Source organism: Bradyrhizobium sp. UNPF46, from assembly GCF_006658625.1.
In the GTDB taxonomy this organism is placed as follows: Bacteria; Pseudomonadota; Alphaproteobacteria; order Rhizobiales; family Xanthobacteraceae; genus Bradyrhizobium; species Bradyrhizobium nitroreducens.
The window spans coordinates 41789-60441 of record NZ_LFJB01000011.1 but is presented as its reverse complement, the minus strand read 5'-3'; the positions used below and the strand labels follow the sequence as shown (position 1 = coordinate 60441).

Below are 18653 nucleotides of genomic sequence, written 5' to 3'. Positions count from 1 at the left end.
CGTCATTGTCGGGCTTGATCCGGCAATCCATCGATGCGGAAAAAAGCGTGTTCGGAAGTGGATGGATGCGCGGATCAAGCCCGCGCATGACGACCTTTTGTATCACTCCGCAGCCTCCGCCATGTGTCCATGCACACCCAGATCCACCACGCGCAGCGTCGTCCGGACGCGTTGCGTGGTGCCGTCCTGAAAACGGATCACGGTGTCGACGGGGATGTCGGCATCGCCGCGGTAGATGGCGTCGATGATGCCGGCGTATTTCTCGTTGATGACGCTGCGGCGCACCTTTCTCGTGCGGGTGAGTTCGCCGTCGTCGGCGTCGAGCTCCTTGTAGAGCAAGAGGAAGCGCGAGATGCGCTGCGCCGGCGGCAGCGTGGCGTTGACGGTCTCGACCTCCTTCTGCAGCAACTTGTAGACCTCGGGCCGCGAGGCCAGGTCGCTGTAGGTGGTGAAGGAGAGGCGGTTCTTCTCCGCCCATTTCGAGATGATGGAGTAGCGGATGCAGATCATCGCCGCGAGCGCGTCGCGGCCGGCGCCCAGCACCACGGCTTCGGCGATATAGGGCGAGAATTTCAGCTTGTTCTCGATGAATTGCGGCGAGAAGCGCTCGCCGCGCGAGGTCTCGGCGAGGTCCTTGATGCGATCGATGACGACGAGCTGCTGGTTGGCGTTGAAATAGCCGGCATCGCCCGACAGCATCCAGCCGTCCTTGATGTCTGCGACGCTCGCTTCCGGGTTCTTGTAGTAGCCCAGGAACATGTTGGGATGCCGCACCACGATCTCGCCGACGCCGTGAACGTCGGCATTGTCGATGCGGATCTCGATGCTGTCGGCCATCGGCACGCCGGTGGTGTCTGGATCGACCTTGCCCTCGGGATGCAGCGTGTAGGCACCGAGCAGTTCCGTCTGGCCGTACAGCGTGCGCAGCGGCACGCCCATGGCCTGGAAGAACTTGAAGGTTTCGGGGCCGAGCGCCGCGCCGCCGGTGGCGGCCGAGCGCAGGCGGGTGAAACCGAGCCGGTCGCGCAGCGCGCGGAACAGGATCGCGTCGGCAAGGCCCGAGCGCTTGCCGTGCGCGAGTGCGGCCAGACCCGACTTCATGCCGACATCGAACATGCGCTGCTTCAAGGGCGTGGCGTCCATGACCCTGGCGCGGACGTCGGCGGCGATGGATTCCCAGACCCGTGGGGCAAAGAGCACGAATGTCGGCGCGATCTCGCGCAGATCGTTCATCATCGTGTCGGGCTCTTCGACGAAGTTGATCTTCATCCGGCACAAGAGACCTTTGCCGAGCACGTAGACCTGTTCCATGATCCACGGCAGCGGCAGCACCGAGACGTATTCGTCGTCCGGTCCCTTGGGGTCGAAGGCAAGATAGGTCGCGCAATGGCCGAGCACGCGGCCGGCGGCGAGCATCGCGAGCTTGGGATGAGAGGTGGTGCCCGACGTGGTGCAGAGGATCGCGACGTCCTCGCCCTTGGTGGCATCGACCAGCCTGTCGTAGAGCTCCGGCTCCCGAGTGGCCCGCGCGCGGCCGAGCTCGGCGAATTTTTCCGCCGACATCAGTCTGGGATCGTCGTATTTCCGCATCCCGCGCGGATCCGAATAGATGATGTGCCGCAGCTTCGGCGCGCGCTCGGCCAGCGCCAGCAGCTTGTCGACCTGCTCCTCGTCCTCGGCGAAGACCAACTGCGCCTCGCCATAATTGAGGAGATAGGAGGCCTCCTCGTCGAGCACGTCGCGGTAAAGTCCGAGGCTGAGGCCGCCGATGGCGTGCGTCGCCACTTCCGCCGCGACCCAGTCCGGCCGGTTGTCGCCGATGATGCCGATGACGTCGCCGCGGCCAAGGCCCATCTCGACGAGACCGAGCGCGAAGTCTCGCACGCGCGTCTGGTAATCGTTCCAGGTGAACACGCGCCAGAGCCCGAGGTCCTTTTCGCGCAAGGCGATCTCGTTGCCGTGCTCCTTCGCGTTGAGCCGGAGCAGCTTGGGATAGGTGTCGGCCTGGGCGACGCGCCCTGCATAATCCATCATGCCGCGCACTCCGGGGCGGCGGGCTTGTCGTCGGGATCGACCAGCACCTCGTCCTCCTCGCCGAGATAGGCGCGCCGGACGTGGGGATCGGCGAGGACCGCGGCTGGATCGCCTTCGGCGATCTTCTTGCCGAAATCCAGCACCATGACGCGGTGGGAGATGTCCATCACCACGCCCATGTCGTGTTCGATCATCACCACCGTCATCCCGAATTCCTCGTTGAGATCGACGATGTAGCGGGCCATGTCCTCCTTCTCCTCGAAGTTCATGCCGGCCATCGGCTCGTCGAGGAGGATGAGGCGCGGCTCCAGCGCCATGGCGCGCGCGAGCTCCACGCGCTTGCGCAGGCCGTAGGAGAGGGTACCGGCGGTGGCCTTTCGCACCGACTGGAGGTCGAGGAAGTCGATGATCTCCTCGACCTTGCGGCGGTGCTCGAGCTCCTCCTTGCGCGCGCCGGTGAGCCAGTACAGCGAGCCGGTGAGGAAGTTGTTCTTCAAGAGGTGATGGCGCCCGACCATGATGTTGTCGAGCACGCTCATGTGGTGGAACAGCGCGAGGTTCTGGAAGGTGCGGCCGATGCCGAGCGAGGCCCGAGCATTGGGCGTCAGGCCGGTGATGTCGCTACCCTGGTAGAACAGCTGGCCTTCGGTCGGCTTGTAGCGACCGGAAATACAGTTCACGATCGAGGTCTTGCCGGCGCCGTTGGGACCGATGATCGAGAACAGCTCGCCCTCCCTGATGGCGAAGCCGACGTCGGTCAGCGCTCGGACGCCGCCGAATCGCAAGGACACGCCGCGCACTTCAAGACTGGTAGCCACCAAACGAATCCCTCCCGGTGATGGCGCCTTTTAGCGGCGCTCTTCGTCCGTTCCTGCCCGGCGATCCTAGTACGGCGGTGCCGGTGAGGCCATGCAGCAGATGGTCTCGACCGGAGCCGCGCCGCTCTCGTTCCCGGCAGGGATCAAAAGCCGCATCGCCCGAGGTGGTCCTCAATAGGGGAAAGAGCTATTTTGAAATGTCTCCCGGCTGACAATTCTGCGACAAAGTTTGCCGGGCGGCAGCGGCCTTCATCTTTCGTCGGATGGCGACCGGAATCATCATGTTGCAATGCAACAGAAGGTGGAGTGACGAAACGGTGCGGCTGGCCGCGACATCATGATTTCAGAAGATCATCTGAGGCGCGTCGCGGCCTGGTCGCGCGAGCTCACGCAAGCGGAGATCGAGGTCGCGCGCGCCGGCATCACGGAGCGGTCCTACGGCACCGGCGAGACCGTGTTCATGCGCGGCGACATCTTTGCCTATTGGGCCGGGATGGTGGGAGGCCTTGCCCGCATGGGCGGGGTCTCGCGGGACGGCAAGGAGACGAGTCTGGCCGGGCTGACGGCGGGGGCCTGGTTCGGCGAGGGCAGCGTGCTCAAGAACGAGCCGCGGCGCTATGACGTGGTCGCGCTGCGCGACAGCCGCGTCGCATTGATGGAACGCAGCGCCTTCATGTGGCTGTTCGAGAACAGCGTCGGCTTCAACCGCTTTCTGGTGCGCCAGCTCAACGAGCGACTTGGCCAGTTCATCGGTATGCTCGAGGTCAACCGCACGCTGGATGCCACCGCGCGCCTCGCCCGCAGCATCGCCTCGCTGTTCAACCCGATCCTCTATCCGGAATCGACCGCGCATCTGGAGATCACCCAGGAGGAGATCGGCGCGCTCTCCGGCATGTCCCGCCAGAACGCCAACCGCGCGCTGAACCGGCTGGAGAAGGAGGGATTGCTGCGGCTGGAGTACGGCGGCGTCACCATCCTCGATATCGAGCGGCTGCGCGGGTATGGGGATTAAAAGGTCAAGTCACCGCGCATTGGCGGGGGCATGGACCGGCCAGAGGTCGGCCCGCCAGCGGATCGCGATCGCCAGCATCGCGACGATGCCCGAGGCGGCATAGAGCGAGCCGGTCGCGGAATAGCCGATGACGTCGATCAGGCTGCCGGCGGCGAGCAATCCGAGCGGCAGGCCGTAGATCACCATCATGCGCACGCCCATGACGCGGCCGCGCAGATGCGCACTCGCGGTCCGCATCAGGATCACGGCCGCCGAGATCATCGACATGCTCTGCGCGATACCGGCGAGAACGAGACAGGACATCGCCACCGGCATGGTCCTGACCTCGACGAAGATCAGCAGCATGGCGTACCAGGCCAGCGTCGCGCCGATCAGAAGCCGTGCGATGCGCAGCCCGCCGACGAGGCTCAGCGTGATGGAGCCGATCAGCGAGCCGACGGCGAAGCTCGCCGAGAGATAGCCGAGGCCGGTCTGATCGGTCTGGAAGATCTCCCGCGCGATGTAAGGCAGAAGTCCGCCGGTGAAGGGAAATGCGGTGAGGTTGGCCAGGAACGCGACGCACAGCGCCGCGCGCATTCCCGGGCCGTTCCAGGCGTAGACGATGCCCTCCTTGAGGTCGCCGAACAGCCGGGAAACGGCGTGGCTGTTCGCGGGAAGATCGCTCGTGGTGACGGTTCTTTTCGGCCGGGTCAGGCAGAGCATGAGAAGCGCGGCCGTGAAGTAGAGGCAGGCGATCGCCACATAGACGAAGCCGATGCCGAGGACGGCGAACAGCCCGGCGCCGGTCAACGCTCCGGCGATGCGCGCGCTGTCCTGGGTCGTGCGCGCAACGCTGATGGCGCCCACCAGCTGTTCGGCCGGCATGATCTCGGCGAGCAGCGCGCCACGCACGCCGAGATCCGAGGGGCGGATCAGGCCCATGATCGCGACGATGATCATGACGCTCAGCGGCGACAGATGACCGCTCAGCGCCAGAACCATGATGGTCGACGACAGCACCGTATAGGCAAGTCGCATCACGACCAGGAGATCGCGGTGGCCAATCCGGTCGCCGATCATGCCGAACACCGGCGCGACCAATGTCCCGACGAACTGGAGCGAGGCAAGCACGGTCAGCAGCAGCACCGAGCCGGTCTCGACCATGATGTACCAGCCGAGCACCAGCGTCTCGACCTCGAACGCCCAGGAGGTGAGCAGATCGGAAGGCCATTGAAAGCGATAGTTGCGGATGCGGAACGGCGCGAGCGCAGAAGGTCGTAAGGCTGTGCTCAAGGCGCGATGGCTCGTGTCACGGCGATTCCCTGCCCCGTGTGGTTTCTTTTCATTTCCGGCAACCTAGGGCCGAGGACGCGCGTGTCAATCAGAACCGCTGCATGCCGCTCCCGCGCTCAGCTCCTATCTGGTCGTTGCCGGCTTCCGCTCTGCCAGAGCCGTGGCCATCGCCGAGATCAGCGGACGCATGAAATAGGCGTCATCCGCCGGCGATACGTCCGTGCGCAGGCCGTGCGCGGCGAGCTCGCCGGAGACCGCCGGGCCGACCGACGCAATCAGCGTCCGTTCGAGGCCGGCACGCAGCTTGGCCTCGCTGCCATGCGCTTTCGCGGCCTCGATCAGGCGGCGGACCTGGCCGAGATTGGTCAGCGCGAGGGCATCGATCCGGCCCGCAGCCATGTCGTCGATGGCGGCGACGATATTGGCATCCGCGGCCGCGGGGTCGTAGACATAAGGCAGCACGCTATCGACCGCGGCGCCTTGCGCGGCGAGTGCGCCGGTCAGCGCGCTGTGGTCCTTGTCCGGATAAAGCTGGAGGCCGAGGCGCCGTCCCTTCAGATCGAGCTTGCCCAGCATCTCGATCACGCCCTCGGTGGTCGGCTTCTCGGTCATCTGCTGCGCGTCCAGACCGATCTCGCGCAGCGCCTTGCCGGGCTTCGGGCCGCGGGTGAATTTCCGCGTCTTGGCGAGCGCTGCGACGAGGGCGGCATCGAGCCCGCGGGCGCGGGCAAGCTTCATGATCCGCCGCAGGCCCTCGCCGGTCATCAGCACGAGATCGTCGAGGGGCTCGTCAACGGCGCGGCGGATCCAGGCCTCGACCGGAGTGGGGTCGGGCGCATCCTGGATGGTGAACATCGGGCATTGCACGACCTCGGCACCTTGCTCGGCCAGAAGTTTGGAAAACTGCGCTTCCTCGCGTGTTTCCAGGATGAGGATGCGGGTGCCGTTCAAGCGGTCGGCCATGGGGATGCTCCGGTATAAATCGCAATCGTCCGTTCATCCTGACTCTTGGCCCGGGATTGGCGCAAGGGTCGCGTCGGTGCTAGAGCAGGTGCAAATCGCGGATCGTTCCGCTGCACAAGCTTCATCAAGAGCCAAGTCTGTTCATCAACATGCCCGATCATCAATATGTCCTGACCTTGTCCTGTCCGGATCGGCCCGGCATCGTCTCGGCGGTGTCGACGTTCCTCGCCCACAACGGACAGAACATTCTCGACGCCCAGCAGTTCGACGACATCGAGACCAAGAAATTCTTCATGCGGGTGGTGTTCACCGCGGCCGACCTTGCCGTGGAACTGTCGGCGCTGCAGACCGGCTTTGCGGCGATCGCCGAGCGTTTCGGCATGGAATGGCAGATGCGCGACCGCGCCGCGCACCGCAAGGTGATGCTGCTGGTGTCGAAGTCCGACCACTGCCTGGTCGACATCCTCTATCGCTGGCGCACCGGCGAATTGCCGATGACGCTGACTGGCATCGTCTCCAACCATCCGCGCGAGGTCTATGCCGGGCTCGATTTTGGCGACATCCCGTTCCACCATCTGCCGGTCACCAGGGAGACCAAGCGCGAGCAGGAGGCGCAGATCATGGACCTCGTCGGCAAGACGAAGACCGATCTCGTCGTGCTCGCCCGCTACATGCAGATTCTCTCGGATGATCTGTCGGCCAAGCTCTCGGGCCGCTGCATCAACATCCACCACTCGTTCCTGCCCGGTTTCAAGGGCGCGAAACCCTATCACCAGGCGCATGAGCGCGGCGTCAAGCTGATCGGCGCGACCGCGCATTATGTCACGCGCGACCTCGACGAAGGTCCGATCATCGACCAGGACGTCGAGCGCATCAGCCATCGCGACACGCCTGAGGATCTCGTCCGCAAGGGCCGCGACATCGAGCGTCGCGTGCTCGCCCGCGCGATCCGCTACCATCTCGACGACCGCGTCATTCTCAACGGCCGCAAGACCGTGGTGTTCGTGGATTAGCGAATAGGGAGTGGTGAAGTGGCGAATGGAGGCGGGAGAGCTTCCTCATTCGCTACTCCCTAGTCGCCATTTGCCTCCTACCGCACCGCGCCAGCCGACGTCGTTCCCGTCGCCCCCTTCTGCGCCTGCTCTTCCTTCTCGCGATCCGCCGCCGGCAGCAGCCGCTTGCGTTCGCGTTCCTTCATGTAGGCGTCGTATTGCGGCGTGCCCGGCCGCGGCGGGGCGTCGGCCGGCAGGCCGCCGGCCCACTGCGGGATGGAGTCGCCCATGCCGGCGGAGAGTTTTTCGTTGACCGTGCCGCAGCCTGCAAGGTTGGAAGCCAGCAGGGCGACGACGGCAGCGATCGAAAGCGAACGGAAACGCATGGGCATCTTCTAGATCGGACCCGATCGGGCGCGGGTGAGGTGCGCCCGGGATGGGCGCCAACGGCGGACTCTAATCCTCAATATGTAAAATTGGCCTATTCGAGGGTGGATTATCCTGTATACATTACGGTACCATAGTAGGGTATGTCAGCGCTTGAGCGACGTTGTTTTGTTGATACTGTATACATTACGTATTCAGTGGGCGGAGAATCGGCGGGCGCCGCGGTGCTGCTGACGGCGAAGCGTCCTGGAATGTTCAGATCCTGGAATGTTCAGATTCTGCAAATGAGAGGCGGAATTATCCATCCACGCCGCCGAGGGACTTCCTAAAGTGGCGCAGCGGAAAACCCCGCGGACTGGCCGCGCAGGGATTTTCGTTGACAAGACCAGTTTATTTGTACGATCGTACAAATATGTTCTTGCCGTTGTCGAGGTGGCCCGTGCGGCTTGCGCCGAATGGTCGCCCAACGTCCGATTGACAACGGGGTTGCAGAGGACGCCATGTGGCCGTGCGGCATGGCTTGTCCGTAGGTTAGAGCGCGGCAAGGACCGGGTACTCGGTCCGGCGCACAACAGGTCAGGAATGAAGGGGAGGGACATCTGATGTTCGAACACAAGATTATTTCGCGCGCCGCGGCAGCGGCCGCCATCGCGAGCCTCGCGGCTATCGCGCCCGCCAAGGCCGAGGACAGCGTCAAGGTCGGCCTGATCCTGCCGATGACCGGTGGCCAGGCCTCGACCGGCAAGCAGATCGAGAACGCGATCAAGCTCTACATGCAGCAGAAGGGCGACACTGTCGCCGGCAAGAAGATCGAGATCATCCTCAAGGACGACGCGGCAATCCCGGACAAGACCAAGACCGCTGCGCAGGAGCTGATCGTCAACGACAAGGTCAACTTCATCGCTGGCTTCGGCGTGACGCCGGCGGCACTCGCGGCCGCCCCGCTCGCAACGCAGGCCAAGATTCCGGAGGTCGTGATGGCGGCCGGCACCTCCATCATCACAGAGCGCTCGCCCTATATCGTGCGCACCAGCTTCACGCTGGCGCAGTCCTCGACCATCATCGGCGACTGGGCGGCCAAGAACGGCATCAAGAAGGTGGCGACCCTGACCTCCGACTATGCGCCGGGCAATGACGCGCTGAACTTCTTCAAGCAGACCTTCACCGCGGGCGGCGGCGAGGTGGTCGAAGAGGTCAAGACGCCGCTCGCCAATCCCGACTTCGCGCCGTTCCTGCAGCGCATGAAGGACGCCAAGCCGGACGCGATCTTCGTGTTCGTGCCGGCGGGCCAGGGCGGCAACTTCATGAAGCAATATGCCGAGCGCGGCCTCGACAAGGCCGGCATCAAGGTGATTGGGCCGGGCGACGTCACCGACGACGACCTGCTCAACAATATGGGCGATGCCGTGCTCGGCACGGTCACCGCGCATCTCTACTCGGCGGCGCATCCCTCGCAGATGAACAAGGACTTCGTCGCCGCCTACAAGAAGGCCTTCGGCAACCGTCCGGGCTTCATGGCGGTGAGCGGCTATGACGGCATCCACCTGATCTACGAGGCGCTGAAGAAGACCAACGGCGACACCAACGGCGACAAGCTGATCGAGGCGATGAAGGGCCAGAAGTGGGAGAGCCCGCGCGGTCCGATCTCGATCGATCCCGAGACCCGTGACATCGTGCAGAACATCTACATCCGCAAGGTCGAGAAGGTCGACGGCGAGCTCTACAATGTCGAGTTCGCCACCTTCGAAGCCGTCAAGGATCTCGGCAAGACCAAGAAGTGACGCGCGAAAGCGCGTCATCCCGGGGCTCTCGCGGCTTACCCCTCCCGCTTTCGGGAGAGGTCGGCGCAAAGCGCCGGGTGAGGGCTCTCTCCTCTGGAGGAGCCTTCGTTGTTGAGGCACCCTCTCCCCAACCCTCCCCCGCAAGCGGGGGAGGGAACGCAGAATGGCCCGTGGCTGCACTTGTGATGATTTCTAACGCCCGATGACCGCAATTCTCACCAACCTGTTCGATGGCGTTGCCTACGGCATGCTGCTGTTCGTGCTCGCCTGCGGGCTCGCGGTCACGCTCGGATTGATGAACTTCGTAAATCTCGCTCATGGCGCCTTCGCCATGGCCGGCGGCTATGTCTGCATGGTGCTGGTCAACCGGATGGGCTGGCCGTTCTTCGCAGCGCTGCCGCTCGCTTTCGTCTCGTCAGCGGCGGTCGGCATCGCGCTCGAGCGCACGCTCTACCGCCACCTCTATGCGCGCAGCCATCTCGACCAGGTGCTGTTCACCATCGGCCTGACCTTCATGTCGGTCGCAGCCGTGGACTACATCCAGGGCTCCTCGCGGGTCTTCATCAACCTGCCGGCCGCGCTTCAGGGGCAGTTCGACCTGTTCGGCGTCGGCATCGGCCGCTACCGCCTGATGATCATCGTGATTTGCGGCCTGCTGACCGTCGGCCTGCAGATGGTGCTGGCCAAGACCCGTTTCGGCAGCCGCCTGCGCGCTGCGGTCGACGATCCCAGGGCCGCGAGCGGCCTCGGCATCAACGTGCCGCAGGTGTTCGCCTTCACCTTTGCCTTCGGTTGCGGGCTCGCCGGCCTCGGCGGCGCGCTCAGCGCCGAAATCCTCGGCCTCGATCCCTACTTCCCGCTGAAATTCATGATCTACTTCCTGATCGTGGTTACCGTCGGCGGCTCCTCCTCGATCACCGGGCCGTTCCTGGCCTCGCTCCTGCTCGGCATCGGCGACGTCGCCGGCAAATATTACGTGCCGAAGATGGGCCCGTTCGTGATCTACACCATGATGATCGTGATCCTGATCTGGCGCCCGAACGGCCTGTTCGGCCGCACGGCCGCGCGTTGAGTTCGCCGATGAACGCTGCTTCCGACGTCGGTTATTCCGCCCAGCGCCATGCGCGCTGGCACTATGGCGAAGTCGCCTTCTGGCTGGTCGTGCTGGCCTGCGGCTTCGCGTTTCCCTCGCGTTATCTGATCATGACCGACATCCTGCGGCTGGCGCTGTTTGCGATGTCGCTCGATCTGATCCTCGGCTATGCCGGCATCGTCTCGCTCGGCCATGCCGCCTTCTTCGGCGTCGGCGCCTATGCGGCGGGACTGCTCGCGCTTCATGGTATCGTCAACGAGCCTGTGCTGGCGCTGATCGCCGCAGGCCTTGCCGCGATGGTGCTCGGCTTTGCCACCAGCTTCCTGGTGATCCGAGGCGTCGACCTGACGCGCCTGATGGTGACCCTCGGCATCGCGCTGCTGCTGGAAGCGCTGGCCGAACGCTTCTCCAACATCACCGGCGGCACCGACGGCCTGCAGGGCATCGAGATGCAGCCGATCCTCGGCCAGATCCCGTTCGACATGTTCGGCAAGGCCGGCTTCTTCTACTCGCTTGCCGTGCTGTTCCTCCTCTTCCTGTTCGCTCGCCGCGTCGTACATTCGCCGTTCGGCCTGTCGCTGCGCGCCATCAAGAACAATCCGCTGCGCGCCGCCGCCATTGGCATTCCCGTCAACCGCCGTCTGATCGCGATCTATACGCTGGCAGCGTTTTATGCCGGCATTGCCGGCGCGCTGTTCACCCAGACCACCGCGATCGCCTCGCTCGACGTCTTCGCCTTCGAGCGCTCTGCCGACCTCATGCTGGTCCTCGTCATCGGCGGCACCGGCTATCTCTATGGCGGCCTGATCGGCGCGGTGATCTTCCGCATGCTCCAGGAATTGTTCTCCACCATCACTCCGCAATACTGGCAGTTCTGGATCGGCCTCGTGCTGGTCGTGATCGTGCTGGTCGGCCGCCAGCGCCTGCATCGCTGGGTGCTCTATGTGCCGAACCTGATCATCAAGCAGGTCGCGGGCCGTAAAGCGGTCGTCGCCGTGCCGGAGAGCGATTCATGACCATCGCGCTCGAAACCCAAAATCTCGAAAAGCAGTTTGGTGGCCTGCGCGTCACCCGCGATCTCTCGCTGAGGGTCGAGCAGGGCGCCCGCCACGCGCTGATCGGCCCGAACGGCGCCGGCAAGACCACGGTCATCAACCAGCTTACCGGCGTGCTGAAGCCGAATTCGGGCCGCATCCTGCTCGAAGGGCAGGACATCACCGATCTGCCCGTGCACAAGCGCGTGCTGCGGGGCCTGTCGCGCACCTTCCAGATCAACCAGCTCTATCCCGACCTGACCCCGCTCGAAACCATCGGTCTTGCCGTCTCCGAGCGCCTCGGCCATGGCGGCGACTGGTGGCGGCGGATGGGGACGCGCGGCAACGTCAATGGCGAGATCGCCGAGCTGCTGACGCGTTTCCATCTGCTCGACGTCATGAACGAGCAGACCGTGACGCTGCCCTACGGCAAGCAGCGCCTGCTCGAGATCGCGGTCGCGATCGCCGCCAAGCCGCGCGTGCTGCTGCTCGACGAGCCTGCCGCCGGTGTGCCCGAGAGCGAGCGCCATGACATTCTCGCCGTGGTCGGCGCGCTGCCGCGCGACGTCACGGTGCTCTTGATCGAGCACGACATGGACCTCGTCTTTTCCTTTGCCGACCGCATCTCGGTGCTGGTCTCCGGCGCGCTGCTGACCGAGGGTCCGCCCGAGCAGGTCGCGCGTGATCCGCAGGTCAAGGCGGTCTATCTCGGCGAGGAGGCGGTCAATGTCTGACCTGCTCGCGATCGAATCCCTGCGCGCCGGCTATGGCGAGGCCGTGGTGTTGCCGAAGATGAGCTTGCGGCTCGCCGAGGGGCAGGTGCTGGCGCTGCTCGGCCGTAACGGCACCGGCAAGACCACGCTGATCAACTCCATCGTCGGCGTCACTCGCCGCTTCTCCGGCACCGTCGCGCTCGCCGGCACGGATGTCACTTCGCTCCGGCCCGACCAGCGGGCGCGCGCCGGCATCGGCTGGGTGCCGCAGGAGCGCAATATCTTCCGCTCGCTCACCGTCGAGGAGAACATGACCGCAGTGGCCCAGCCGGGCCCCTGGACGGTCGAGAAGGTCTACGAGATGTTCCCGCGGCTGAAGGAGCGACGCAGCAACTTCGGCAACCAGCTCTCCGGCGGCGAGCAGCAGATGCTGGCGATCGGCCGCGCACTGACCCTGAACCCGAAAGTGCTGCTGCTGGACGAGCCGACCGAGGGCCTTGCCCCCATCATCGTCGAGGAGCTCTTGAAGGCGATCGGCGCCATCACCCGCGCGGGCGGCATCTGCTCGATCATCGTCGAGCAGAATGCGCAAAAGATTCTGGGGCTCGCCGACCGCGTTGTGATATTGGAGCGCGGAACGATCGTCCACGACGCCCCGAGCGCCGCACTGAAGGCCGACCCATCGCTTCTGGAACGCCATCTCGGCGTCGCCGGGGCGGCGGCCCACTAGACCAAATTTTCAGGGAGTAAGACATGCAGCGAACCAAAGCCCCCTTCCGCGCCGACGAGGTCGGCAGCCTTCTGCGCCCGGCCAAGATCAAGGAGGCCCGCACCAAGCTCGAGAAGGGCGAGATCTCGGCCGACGATCTGCGCAAGATCGAGGACATGGAGATCGAGAAAGTCGTGCACAAGCAGGCCTCGATCGGCCTGAAGCTCGCGACCGACGGCGAATTCCGCCGCTCCTGGTGGCACTTCGACTTCCTGGCCAAGCTCACCGGCTGCGAGCTGTTCCATCCTGATGCCGGCATCCAGTTCGCCGGCGTGCAAACCCGTCACGACGCTGTGCGGGTGATCGACAAGCTCGACTTCCCCGCCGACCACCCGATGCTCGACCATTTCCGCTTCCTGAAGAAGTACGCCGACCAGGCTCACGTCACCGCCAAGATGACGATCCCTTCGCCGGCGGTGCTGCACTTCCGCGGCGGTCGCAAGTCGATCTCCAAGGATGTCTATCCCGATCTCGACGCGTTCTACGAGGACCTCGGCAAGACCTATCGCAAGGCGGTGAAGGCGTTCTACGACGCCGGCTGCCGCTATCTCCAGTTCGACGACACCGTGTGGGCCTATCTCTGCTCGCAGGACGAATTGCAGAAGGCGCGCGAGCGCGGCGACAATCCGGACGGCCTCCAGCAAATTTATGCGCGCATCATCAACTACGCGCTGGCCGAGAAGCCTGCCGACATGGTGGTGACGACCCATGTCTGCCGCGGCAATTTCCGCTCGACCTGGATCTCCTCGGGCGGCTACGAGCCCGTGGCCGAGACCATGCTCGCCGGCACCAATTACGACGGTTACTTCCTCGAATACGACTCTGACCGCGCCGGCGGTTTCGAGCCCCTGCGTTTCCTGCCCAAGGGCAACAAGGTCGTCGTGGTCGGCGTCATCACCTCGAAGTTCGGCGAGCTCGAGAAGAAGGACGACATCAAGCGCCGTCTGGAAGAAGCCTCCAAGTTCGCGCCGCTGGAGCAGCTCGCGCTCTCCCCGCAATGCGGCTTTGCCTCGACGGAAGAGGGCAACATCCTCTCCGAGGAAGAACAATGGGCCAAGCTCAGCCTTGCGGTCGAAATCGCGAAGGAAGTGTGGGGCAACTGATTTACCGCGCGGCTGCTGTCATTCCCCGCGAAGGCGGGGAATCCAGTACGCCGCAGCCTCTCCGTATCACGTCGGCGTCTCTGGAATACCGGATCGCCCGGTCAAGCCGGGCGATGACTGCTACGGGTTTTGCGGATAGCGGTGCTCATACACAAACCCGCCCTCACTTCTCCGCCAGATAGACCTCGCCCAGCAGCGACGAGTTCGACCACGGCACCTGCTTGTTCCGGGTGCTCGACACCACTTCCGCCCGCACTCGGGTCAGCATCTGCTGCACTTCCAGCCCGGGTGTCCCGAGGTGGCGCGACAGCGCGGCGGAGAATGGCGAATTGGCGCCTTCACCGTCGAGCGCGACCTGGCCCGGTGCGGTGGCGAACGCGATCAATGTGCCGGCGCCCAGCGTTGCGCCCGTGCCGAGGCTTGTCGGCGCCGCGAGGCCCGAGGCGCCCTCGATGGCACGGCTGCTGCCGGCGGATGCGACCTGCTGCGCCATCGGATTGTTGCGGCAGGCATCGAAGATCAGAATGTTGGTGCGGACCTGGTCGTCGAGGCCGGCCATGATCGTGTCCATGTCGATCATCGCTTCCGTCATGCCCGCGCCCGGCTTGAGCGCGACGTCGACGGGAATGAGGTAGTTGCGGCCGTCGACCTGCACGCCGTGGCCGGCATAATAGACCACCGCGACCTGGGCACGGGCCGCCTCGCGCAGGAAGTCGCGCGTCATCTTCTGCATCGCGGCGCGGTCGAGATCGACGCCCTCGGACACGGTGAAGCCGATGTCGCGCAGGCTCTTGGCAACGGCGCGCGCGTCGTTGGCCGGGTTGGGCAGGGGCTTCACATGCACGTAGGCGCCGTTGCCGATGATCAGCGCCATCCGTGCGCCGCGAGCGGCCGGACCGGGCGAGGGCGCCGGTGCCGCGTCGGTCCGCTGCGGAGCAGGCGTGGTCGTCGGCTGCGTTGCGGGTGAGGGCGCATCGCGCGGGATCGGCGCGGCGGCGTCGGTCACCAGCGACAGCCGAACCTTTGCGGTGGCCTGGTTGGCCTTGCTGCCGGCGTCGGACGCCACAATCGCCAGCGTCGCATTGTAGTCTTCGCGCGCGCGGCCGTAATCGCCCTTCGCTTCATAGGCCAGCGCGCGATGGGTGTAGCCGGAGATCAGCACGCTGTTCGGCGGCGTCATGATGTTGACGGGCGGCTTCTCCTTCGCCAGCCGGATCGCCTCGCTGCCGTCGGCGATGGCGCGATCGAGATCGCCCTTGGCGCGCCAGATCGCGGTGCGGTTGATCAAGGGCTGCGGCAGTGTCGGATCGAGCCGGATCGCCTGGTTGATGTCGGCGAGCGCACCGTCGAGATCGCCGAGCGCCTGTTTCGAGATACCGCGGTTCTGGAACGAGAATGCCGATTTCGGATCGGCCTTGATCGCCAAGTCGTAGTCGGCGATGGCCTTGGCATAGTCGTGCTTGCCGCGCCATGCGTTGGCCCGATTGTGGAAGATGGTGCCGCTGGGCGGTCCGAGCTTCAGCGCGTCGTCGAAATCGCTGATCGCGATCTCGTAGTCGCCCTTGTCGTAATAGGCCGATCCTCTGAGATTGTAGGCGGCCTGGCTCGGCTGCAGCCGGATCGCCTCGGTGGCGTCCGTAATGACTTTCGAATAGTCGCCCTTCTTGTTCCAGCCCACCGCGCGCCAGAAATGGATCGTCGCGAGCTGCTCGCCGCGAAACACCTTCAACGCGATGATCTTGTTGCAGGCATCGATCATCTTGTCGGCCGGTGTCGTGTCGGTGGTGCAGAGCGGCCCAAGCTGATTGCGCGCCTGGGCGGCCGCGGGCGCGGACCACAGGGTTGCGGCGAGCAGGCTGAGCGCGACGAGCAGGCGGCGCATGGCGGTGACCCCATCAGAACAGTGAAGCGCGTGTTTGTTGCCCGGCGGGGCGCAGGGGTTCATCAGGGCGCATGGCACAAGCGGCGGGGCACGCAGCCTTAATCGCTATTCCCTGAGTGGGCAGATTTTGCTACGAGGTGGGTCCCAACTCTCCTGCCCACCGCGTCCCACCCATGAAGAACGACGAAATCCTGAGCCAGATCACGGAGTTCTGCCGCAAGGCGGACATGGCGGAATCGACGTTCGGCCGGCGTGCGGTGAACGATGGGAAGCTGGTGCACCGCCTGCGCGAGGGCAAGCGCATCACCATCGACACGCTGGAGCGGATCCAGGCCTATATGGCGGCCTCGATGGCTGGCGGCGTGCCGCCGCCGCGCGGACTTCAGGTGCCGCCCGAGAAGCGCGATCCGCGCGGCAATTTCCGCTTCTTCGAGAACCGCCAGAAGTACCTGCTGTTCGTCCACACCTGCAGCGAAAAGCGGGTGGTTGCGGATCGGGTGGCGCTGGAGCTCGCCTCGATCCATCCGCGCCCACCGGCCCTGCGCCTGTTCGACGCCGGCGTTGGCGACGGCACGGTGCTGGCGCGGGTGCTGCGCGCGACACATCAGCGCTACCCGCATATGCCATTCTATGTGGCTGGCAAGGAGCTCAGCCTCGAGGACCTGCGCCTGACGCTGGAGAAGGTACCGGACCGCATTTTCGAGCATCCGGCGTCGGTGTTCGTCTTCACCAACATGTTCTACTCCGAGGCGCCCTGGCTGACGCCGGCATCGCCCGCGGCGGCGGCTGCGACGGTCTGGCACGAGGTCCCGCTGCGGGGCGCCTCGTCGGGCGAGTTCGAGCAGCAGATCGCCGAGCTCCGGCCATTCCTGGAGCAGAACTGGCGTGCCGCGATCAGCCCGCGCACCGCCATGCCGCTGTATGAGCGGCCCGTGGTTCTGGTGCTGTATCGCGAGGACCACAGGTTCCTGCTCGATTCGACCATTCCGCGCCCGGGCCAGACCGAGGCCAATTTCGACCTCGTCATCGCGTCCCAGCCCTACCGCGCCCTGTCCTCGGTCAACTTCCGCGCCAAGCGGATCATCGCACCTCTGGCAAAAGCGCTCCGGCCGGGAGGGCGGCTGATCGGAATCCACTCCCATGGCCAGGATCCGGGTATGGAAATGATCCAGGCGATCTGGCCCGGAGAAAATCCTTTCGCAGTGAGCCGTCATGAGCTATTGCGCGCCGTTAAGTATGAACTCGGATCGTTGGGCCGCGACTTAAATTTTAATGCTTATGCGGATAACCGCTCGATCTTCAGGTATGATATGGAAGCGCTGCCCAACGAGGTAACCGGGACGATCGGAACCTCGACGGCCTTTGCAGCGTGGAATGCGGCGGTGTATGTCGCTCAGATTGAGGACGACCGGTTGACAGAAATGACTCAAAACGGCCGCACTCTGGATGCCGCCAGGGACGTGCTGCGGAAGTACAATGGGCTCTGGTTTCTCGACGAATCCTACGTCATCTCGCGCCGGCGTGATTGACTTCATTCACAGGTAAATATCGCAAACGCCCGCCGGCTTAGCGGCGGAACAAGGGGTTACTGATGCGCGCGTCCTATCTCTTCACCAGCGAGTCCGTGTCCGAGGGTCATCCGGACAAGGTGTGCGACCGGATTTCCGACGAGATCGTCGATCTGTTCTACCGCGAAGGGCCGAAGGCCGGCATCGACCCCTGGCAGATCCGCGCCGCCTGCGAGACGCTCGCGACCACCAACAAGGTGGTGATTGCCGGCGAGACCCGCGGTCCGAAGTCGGTGACCAACGAGCAGATCGAAGGCGTCGTCCGCGGCGCGATCAAGGACATCGGCTACGAGCAGGAAGGCTTCCACTGGAAGACCTGCGACATCGAGATCCTCCTGCATCCGCAGTCGGCCGACATCGCCCAGGGCGTCGACGCGCTGCAGCCGGGCGAGGTCAAGGAAGAGGGCGCTGGCGACCAGGGCATCATGTTCGGTTACGCCACCAACGAGACGCCCGATCTGATGCCGGCGCCGATCTTCTACGCCCACAAGATCCTGCGCCTGATCTCCGAAGCCCGCCACTCCGGCAAGGAGAAGGTGCTCGGTCCGGACTCCAAGAGCCAGGTCACCGTCCAGTACGAGAACGGCAAGCCGGTCGGCGTGCGCGAGATCGTGGTGTCGCACCAGCATCTGGTCGAGGACATCTCGTCCAAGCAGATCCGCGACATCGTCGAGCCCTATGTGCGCGAGGCGCTGCCGAAGGACTGGATCACGCCGAAGACGATCTGGCACATCAACCCGACCGGCAAGTTCTTCATCGGCGGTCCAGACGGCGATTCCGGCCTGACCGGCCGCAAGATCATCGTCGACACCTATGGTGGCGCGGCTCCGCATGGCGGCGGCGCGTTCTCCGGCAAGGATCCGACCAAGGTCGACCGCTCCGCGGCCTATGCCGCGCGCTACGTCGCCAAGAACATCGTTGCCGCCGGTCTTGCCGACCGTTGCACGCTGCAGCTCGCCTACGCCATCGGCGTGGCGCGTCCGCTGTCGATCTACATCGACACCCACGGCACCGGTAAGGTTCCGGAGGAGCAGCTCGAGAAGGCGGCGGCGGAGGCGATGGATCTGACGCCCCGCGGCATCCGCACCCATCTCGATCTCAACCGTCCGATCTACGCGCGCACCTCGGCCTACGGCCATTTCGGCCGCACGCCCGACAACGAGGGCGGCTTCTCCTGGGAGAAGACCGACCTCGTCGAGCAGCTCAAGCGCGCGCTCTGAGTCACTTGCGTC

At 64.7% G+C, this 18653-nt stretch carries 16 protein-coding genes; 10 read left to right on the top strand and 6 right to left on the bottom strand.

Annotation, left to right across the window (positions count from 1 at the left end; genetic code table 11):
• Positions 1-102: 102 nt before the first annotated feature.
• Both UNPF46_RS06785 and UNPF46_RS06780 read right to left on the bottom strand, forming a co-directional pair.
• Entirely contained in the window at positions 103-2034 is a 1932-nt protein-coding gene (locus UNPF46_RS06785; RefSeq protein WP_100181176.1) for a long-chain fatty acid--CoA ligase, read from the bottom strand.
• Positions 2031-2852 (bottom strand): ABC transporter ATP-binding protein, encoded by an 822-nt coding sequence (locus UNPF46_RS06780; protein WP_100181175.1) that lies wholly within the window; start codon positions 2850-2852, stop codon positions 2031-2033. Before UNPF46_RS06780 ends, UNPF46_RS06785 begins: the two co-directional genes overlap by 4 nt.
• Before the next feature lie 337 nt (positions 2853-3189).
• On the opposite strand from UNPF46_RS06780, the gene UNPF46_RS06775 reads away from it, so the two are divergent.
• Positions 3190-3864, top strand: coding sequence for a Crp/Fnr family transcriptional regulator (locus UNPF46_RS06775; RefSeq protein WP_100177379.1), 675 nt, complete (start codon positions 3190-3192; stop codon positions 3862-3864).
• 9 nt (positions 3865-3873) lie between these two features.
• Here the strand turns inward: UNPF46_RS06775 and UNPF46_RS06770 are convergent, their stop codons facing one another.
• Together UNPF46_RS06770 and UNPF46_RS06765 are read right to left on the bottom strand one after the other, a co-directional pair.
• Positions 3874-5136, bottom strand: coding sequence for an MFS transporter (locus tag UNPF46_RS06770; protein WP_100177378.1), 1263 nt, complete (start codon positions 5134-5136; stop codon positions 3874-3876).
• Positions 5137-5259: 123 nt separating this feature from the next.
• Positions 5260-6099: a uroporphyrinogen-III synthase gene (locus UNPF46_RS06765; protein ID WP_100177377.1), complete on the bottom strand. Its 840-nt coding sequence runs from the start codon at positions 6097-6099 to the stop codon at positions 5260-5262.
• A 149-nt stretch (positions 6100-6248) separates the two neighbouring features.
• Here UNPF46_RS06765 and purU point away from each other — a divergent pair, with 149 nt between their 5' ends.
• Positions 6249-7112, top strand: a complete 864-nt coding sequence (gene purU, locus UNPF46_RS06760; RefSeq protein WP_100177376.1) for a formyltetrahydrofolate deformylase — start codon at positions 6249-6251, stop codon at positions 7110-7112.
• 77 nt (positions 7113-7189) lie between these two features.
• Here purU and UNPF46_RS06755 read toward each other — a convergent pair whose 3' ends face one another.
• Positions 7190-7483, bottom strand: a complete 294-nt coding sequence (locus tag UNPF46_RS06755) for a hypothetical protein (protein ID WP_100177375.1) — start codon at positions 7481-7483, stop codon at positions 7190-7192.
• A gap of 597 nt (positions 7484-8080) precedes the next feature.
• Between UNPF46_RS06755 and UNPF46_RS06750 the strand changes: the two genes are divergently transcribed.
• From UNPF46_RS06750 to UNPF46_RS06725, 6 genes are all read left to right on the top strand, one after another.
• Positions 8081-9259, top strand: coding sequence for an ABC transporter substrate-binding protein (locus UNPF46_RS06750; protein WP_100177374.1), 1179 nt, complete (start codon positions 8081-8083; stop codon positions 9257-9259).
• Positions 9260-9461: 202 nt separating this feature from the next.
• Positions 9462-10331: a branched-chain amino acid ABC transporter permease gene (locus tag UNPF46_RS06745; RefSeq protein ID WP_142249482.1), complete on the top strand. Its 870-nt coding sequence runs from the start codon at positions 9462-9464 to the stop codon at positions 10329-10331.
• An 8-nt stretch (positions 10332-10339) separates the two neighbouring features.
• Complete coding sequence (locus UNPF46_RS06740) at positions 10340-11368, top strand: branched-chain amino acid ABC transporter permease (protein ID WP_100177372.1); 1029 nt, start codon at positions 10340-10342, stop codon at positions 11366-11368.
• Positions 11365-12120, top strand: coding sequence for an ABC transporter ATP-binding protein (locus UNPF46_RS06735; protein ID WP_100177371.1), 756 nt, complete (start codon positions 11365-11367; stop codon positions 12118-12120). Before UNPF46_RS06740 ends, UNPF46_RS06735 begins: the two co-directional genes overlap by 4 nt.
• Positions 12113-12829, top strand: coding sequence for an ABC transporter ATP-binding protein (locus UNPF46_RS06730; protein WP_100177370.1), 717 nt, complete (start codon positions 12113-12115; stop codon positions 12827-12829). The genes UNPF46_RS06735 and UNPF46_RS06730 overlap by 8 nt, the downstream gene beginning before the upstream one ends.
• Before the next feature lie 23 nt (positions 12830-12852).
• On the top strand, positions 12853-13971 hold the full coding sequence (locus UNPF46_RS06725; RefSeq protein ID WP_100177369.1) for a cobalamin-independent methionine synthase II family protein: 1119 nt from the start codon (positions 12853-12855) through the stop codon (positions 13969-13971).
• Between the two features lie 163 nt (positions 13972-14134).
• On the opposite strand, the gene UNPF46_RS06715 is transcribed toward UNPF46_RS06725, so the two are convergent.
• Positions 14135-15853, bottom strand: a complete 1719-nt coding sequence (locus UNPF46_RS06715) for a caspase family protein (RefSeq protein WP_100177367.1) — start codon at positions 15851-15853, stop codon at positions 14135-14137.
• Positions 15854-16026: 173 nt separating this feature from the next.
• Between UNPF46_RS06715 and UNPF46_RS06710 the strand changes: the two genes are divergently transcribed.
• Together UNPF46_RS06710 and metK are read left to right on the top strand one after the other, a co-directional pair.
• Positions 16027-17382, top strand: a complete 1356-nt coding sequence (locus UNPF46_RS06710; RefSeq protein WP_100177366.1) for a hypothetical protein — start codon at positions 16027-16029, stop codon at positions 17380-17382.
• Positions 17383-17444: 62 nt separating this feature from the next.
• Complete coding sequence (metK, locus tag UNPF46_RS06705; RefSeq protein ID WP_100177365.1) at positions 17445-18641, top strand: methionine adenosyltransferase; 1197 nt, start codon at positions 17445-17447, stop codon at positions 18639-18641.
• Positions 18642-18653 lie beyond the last annotated feature (12 nt).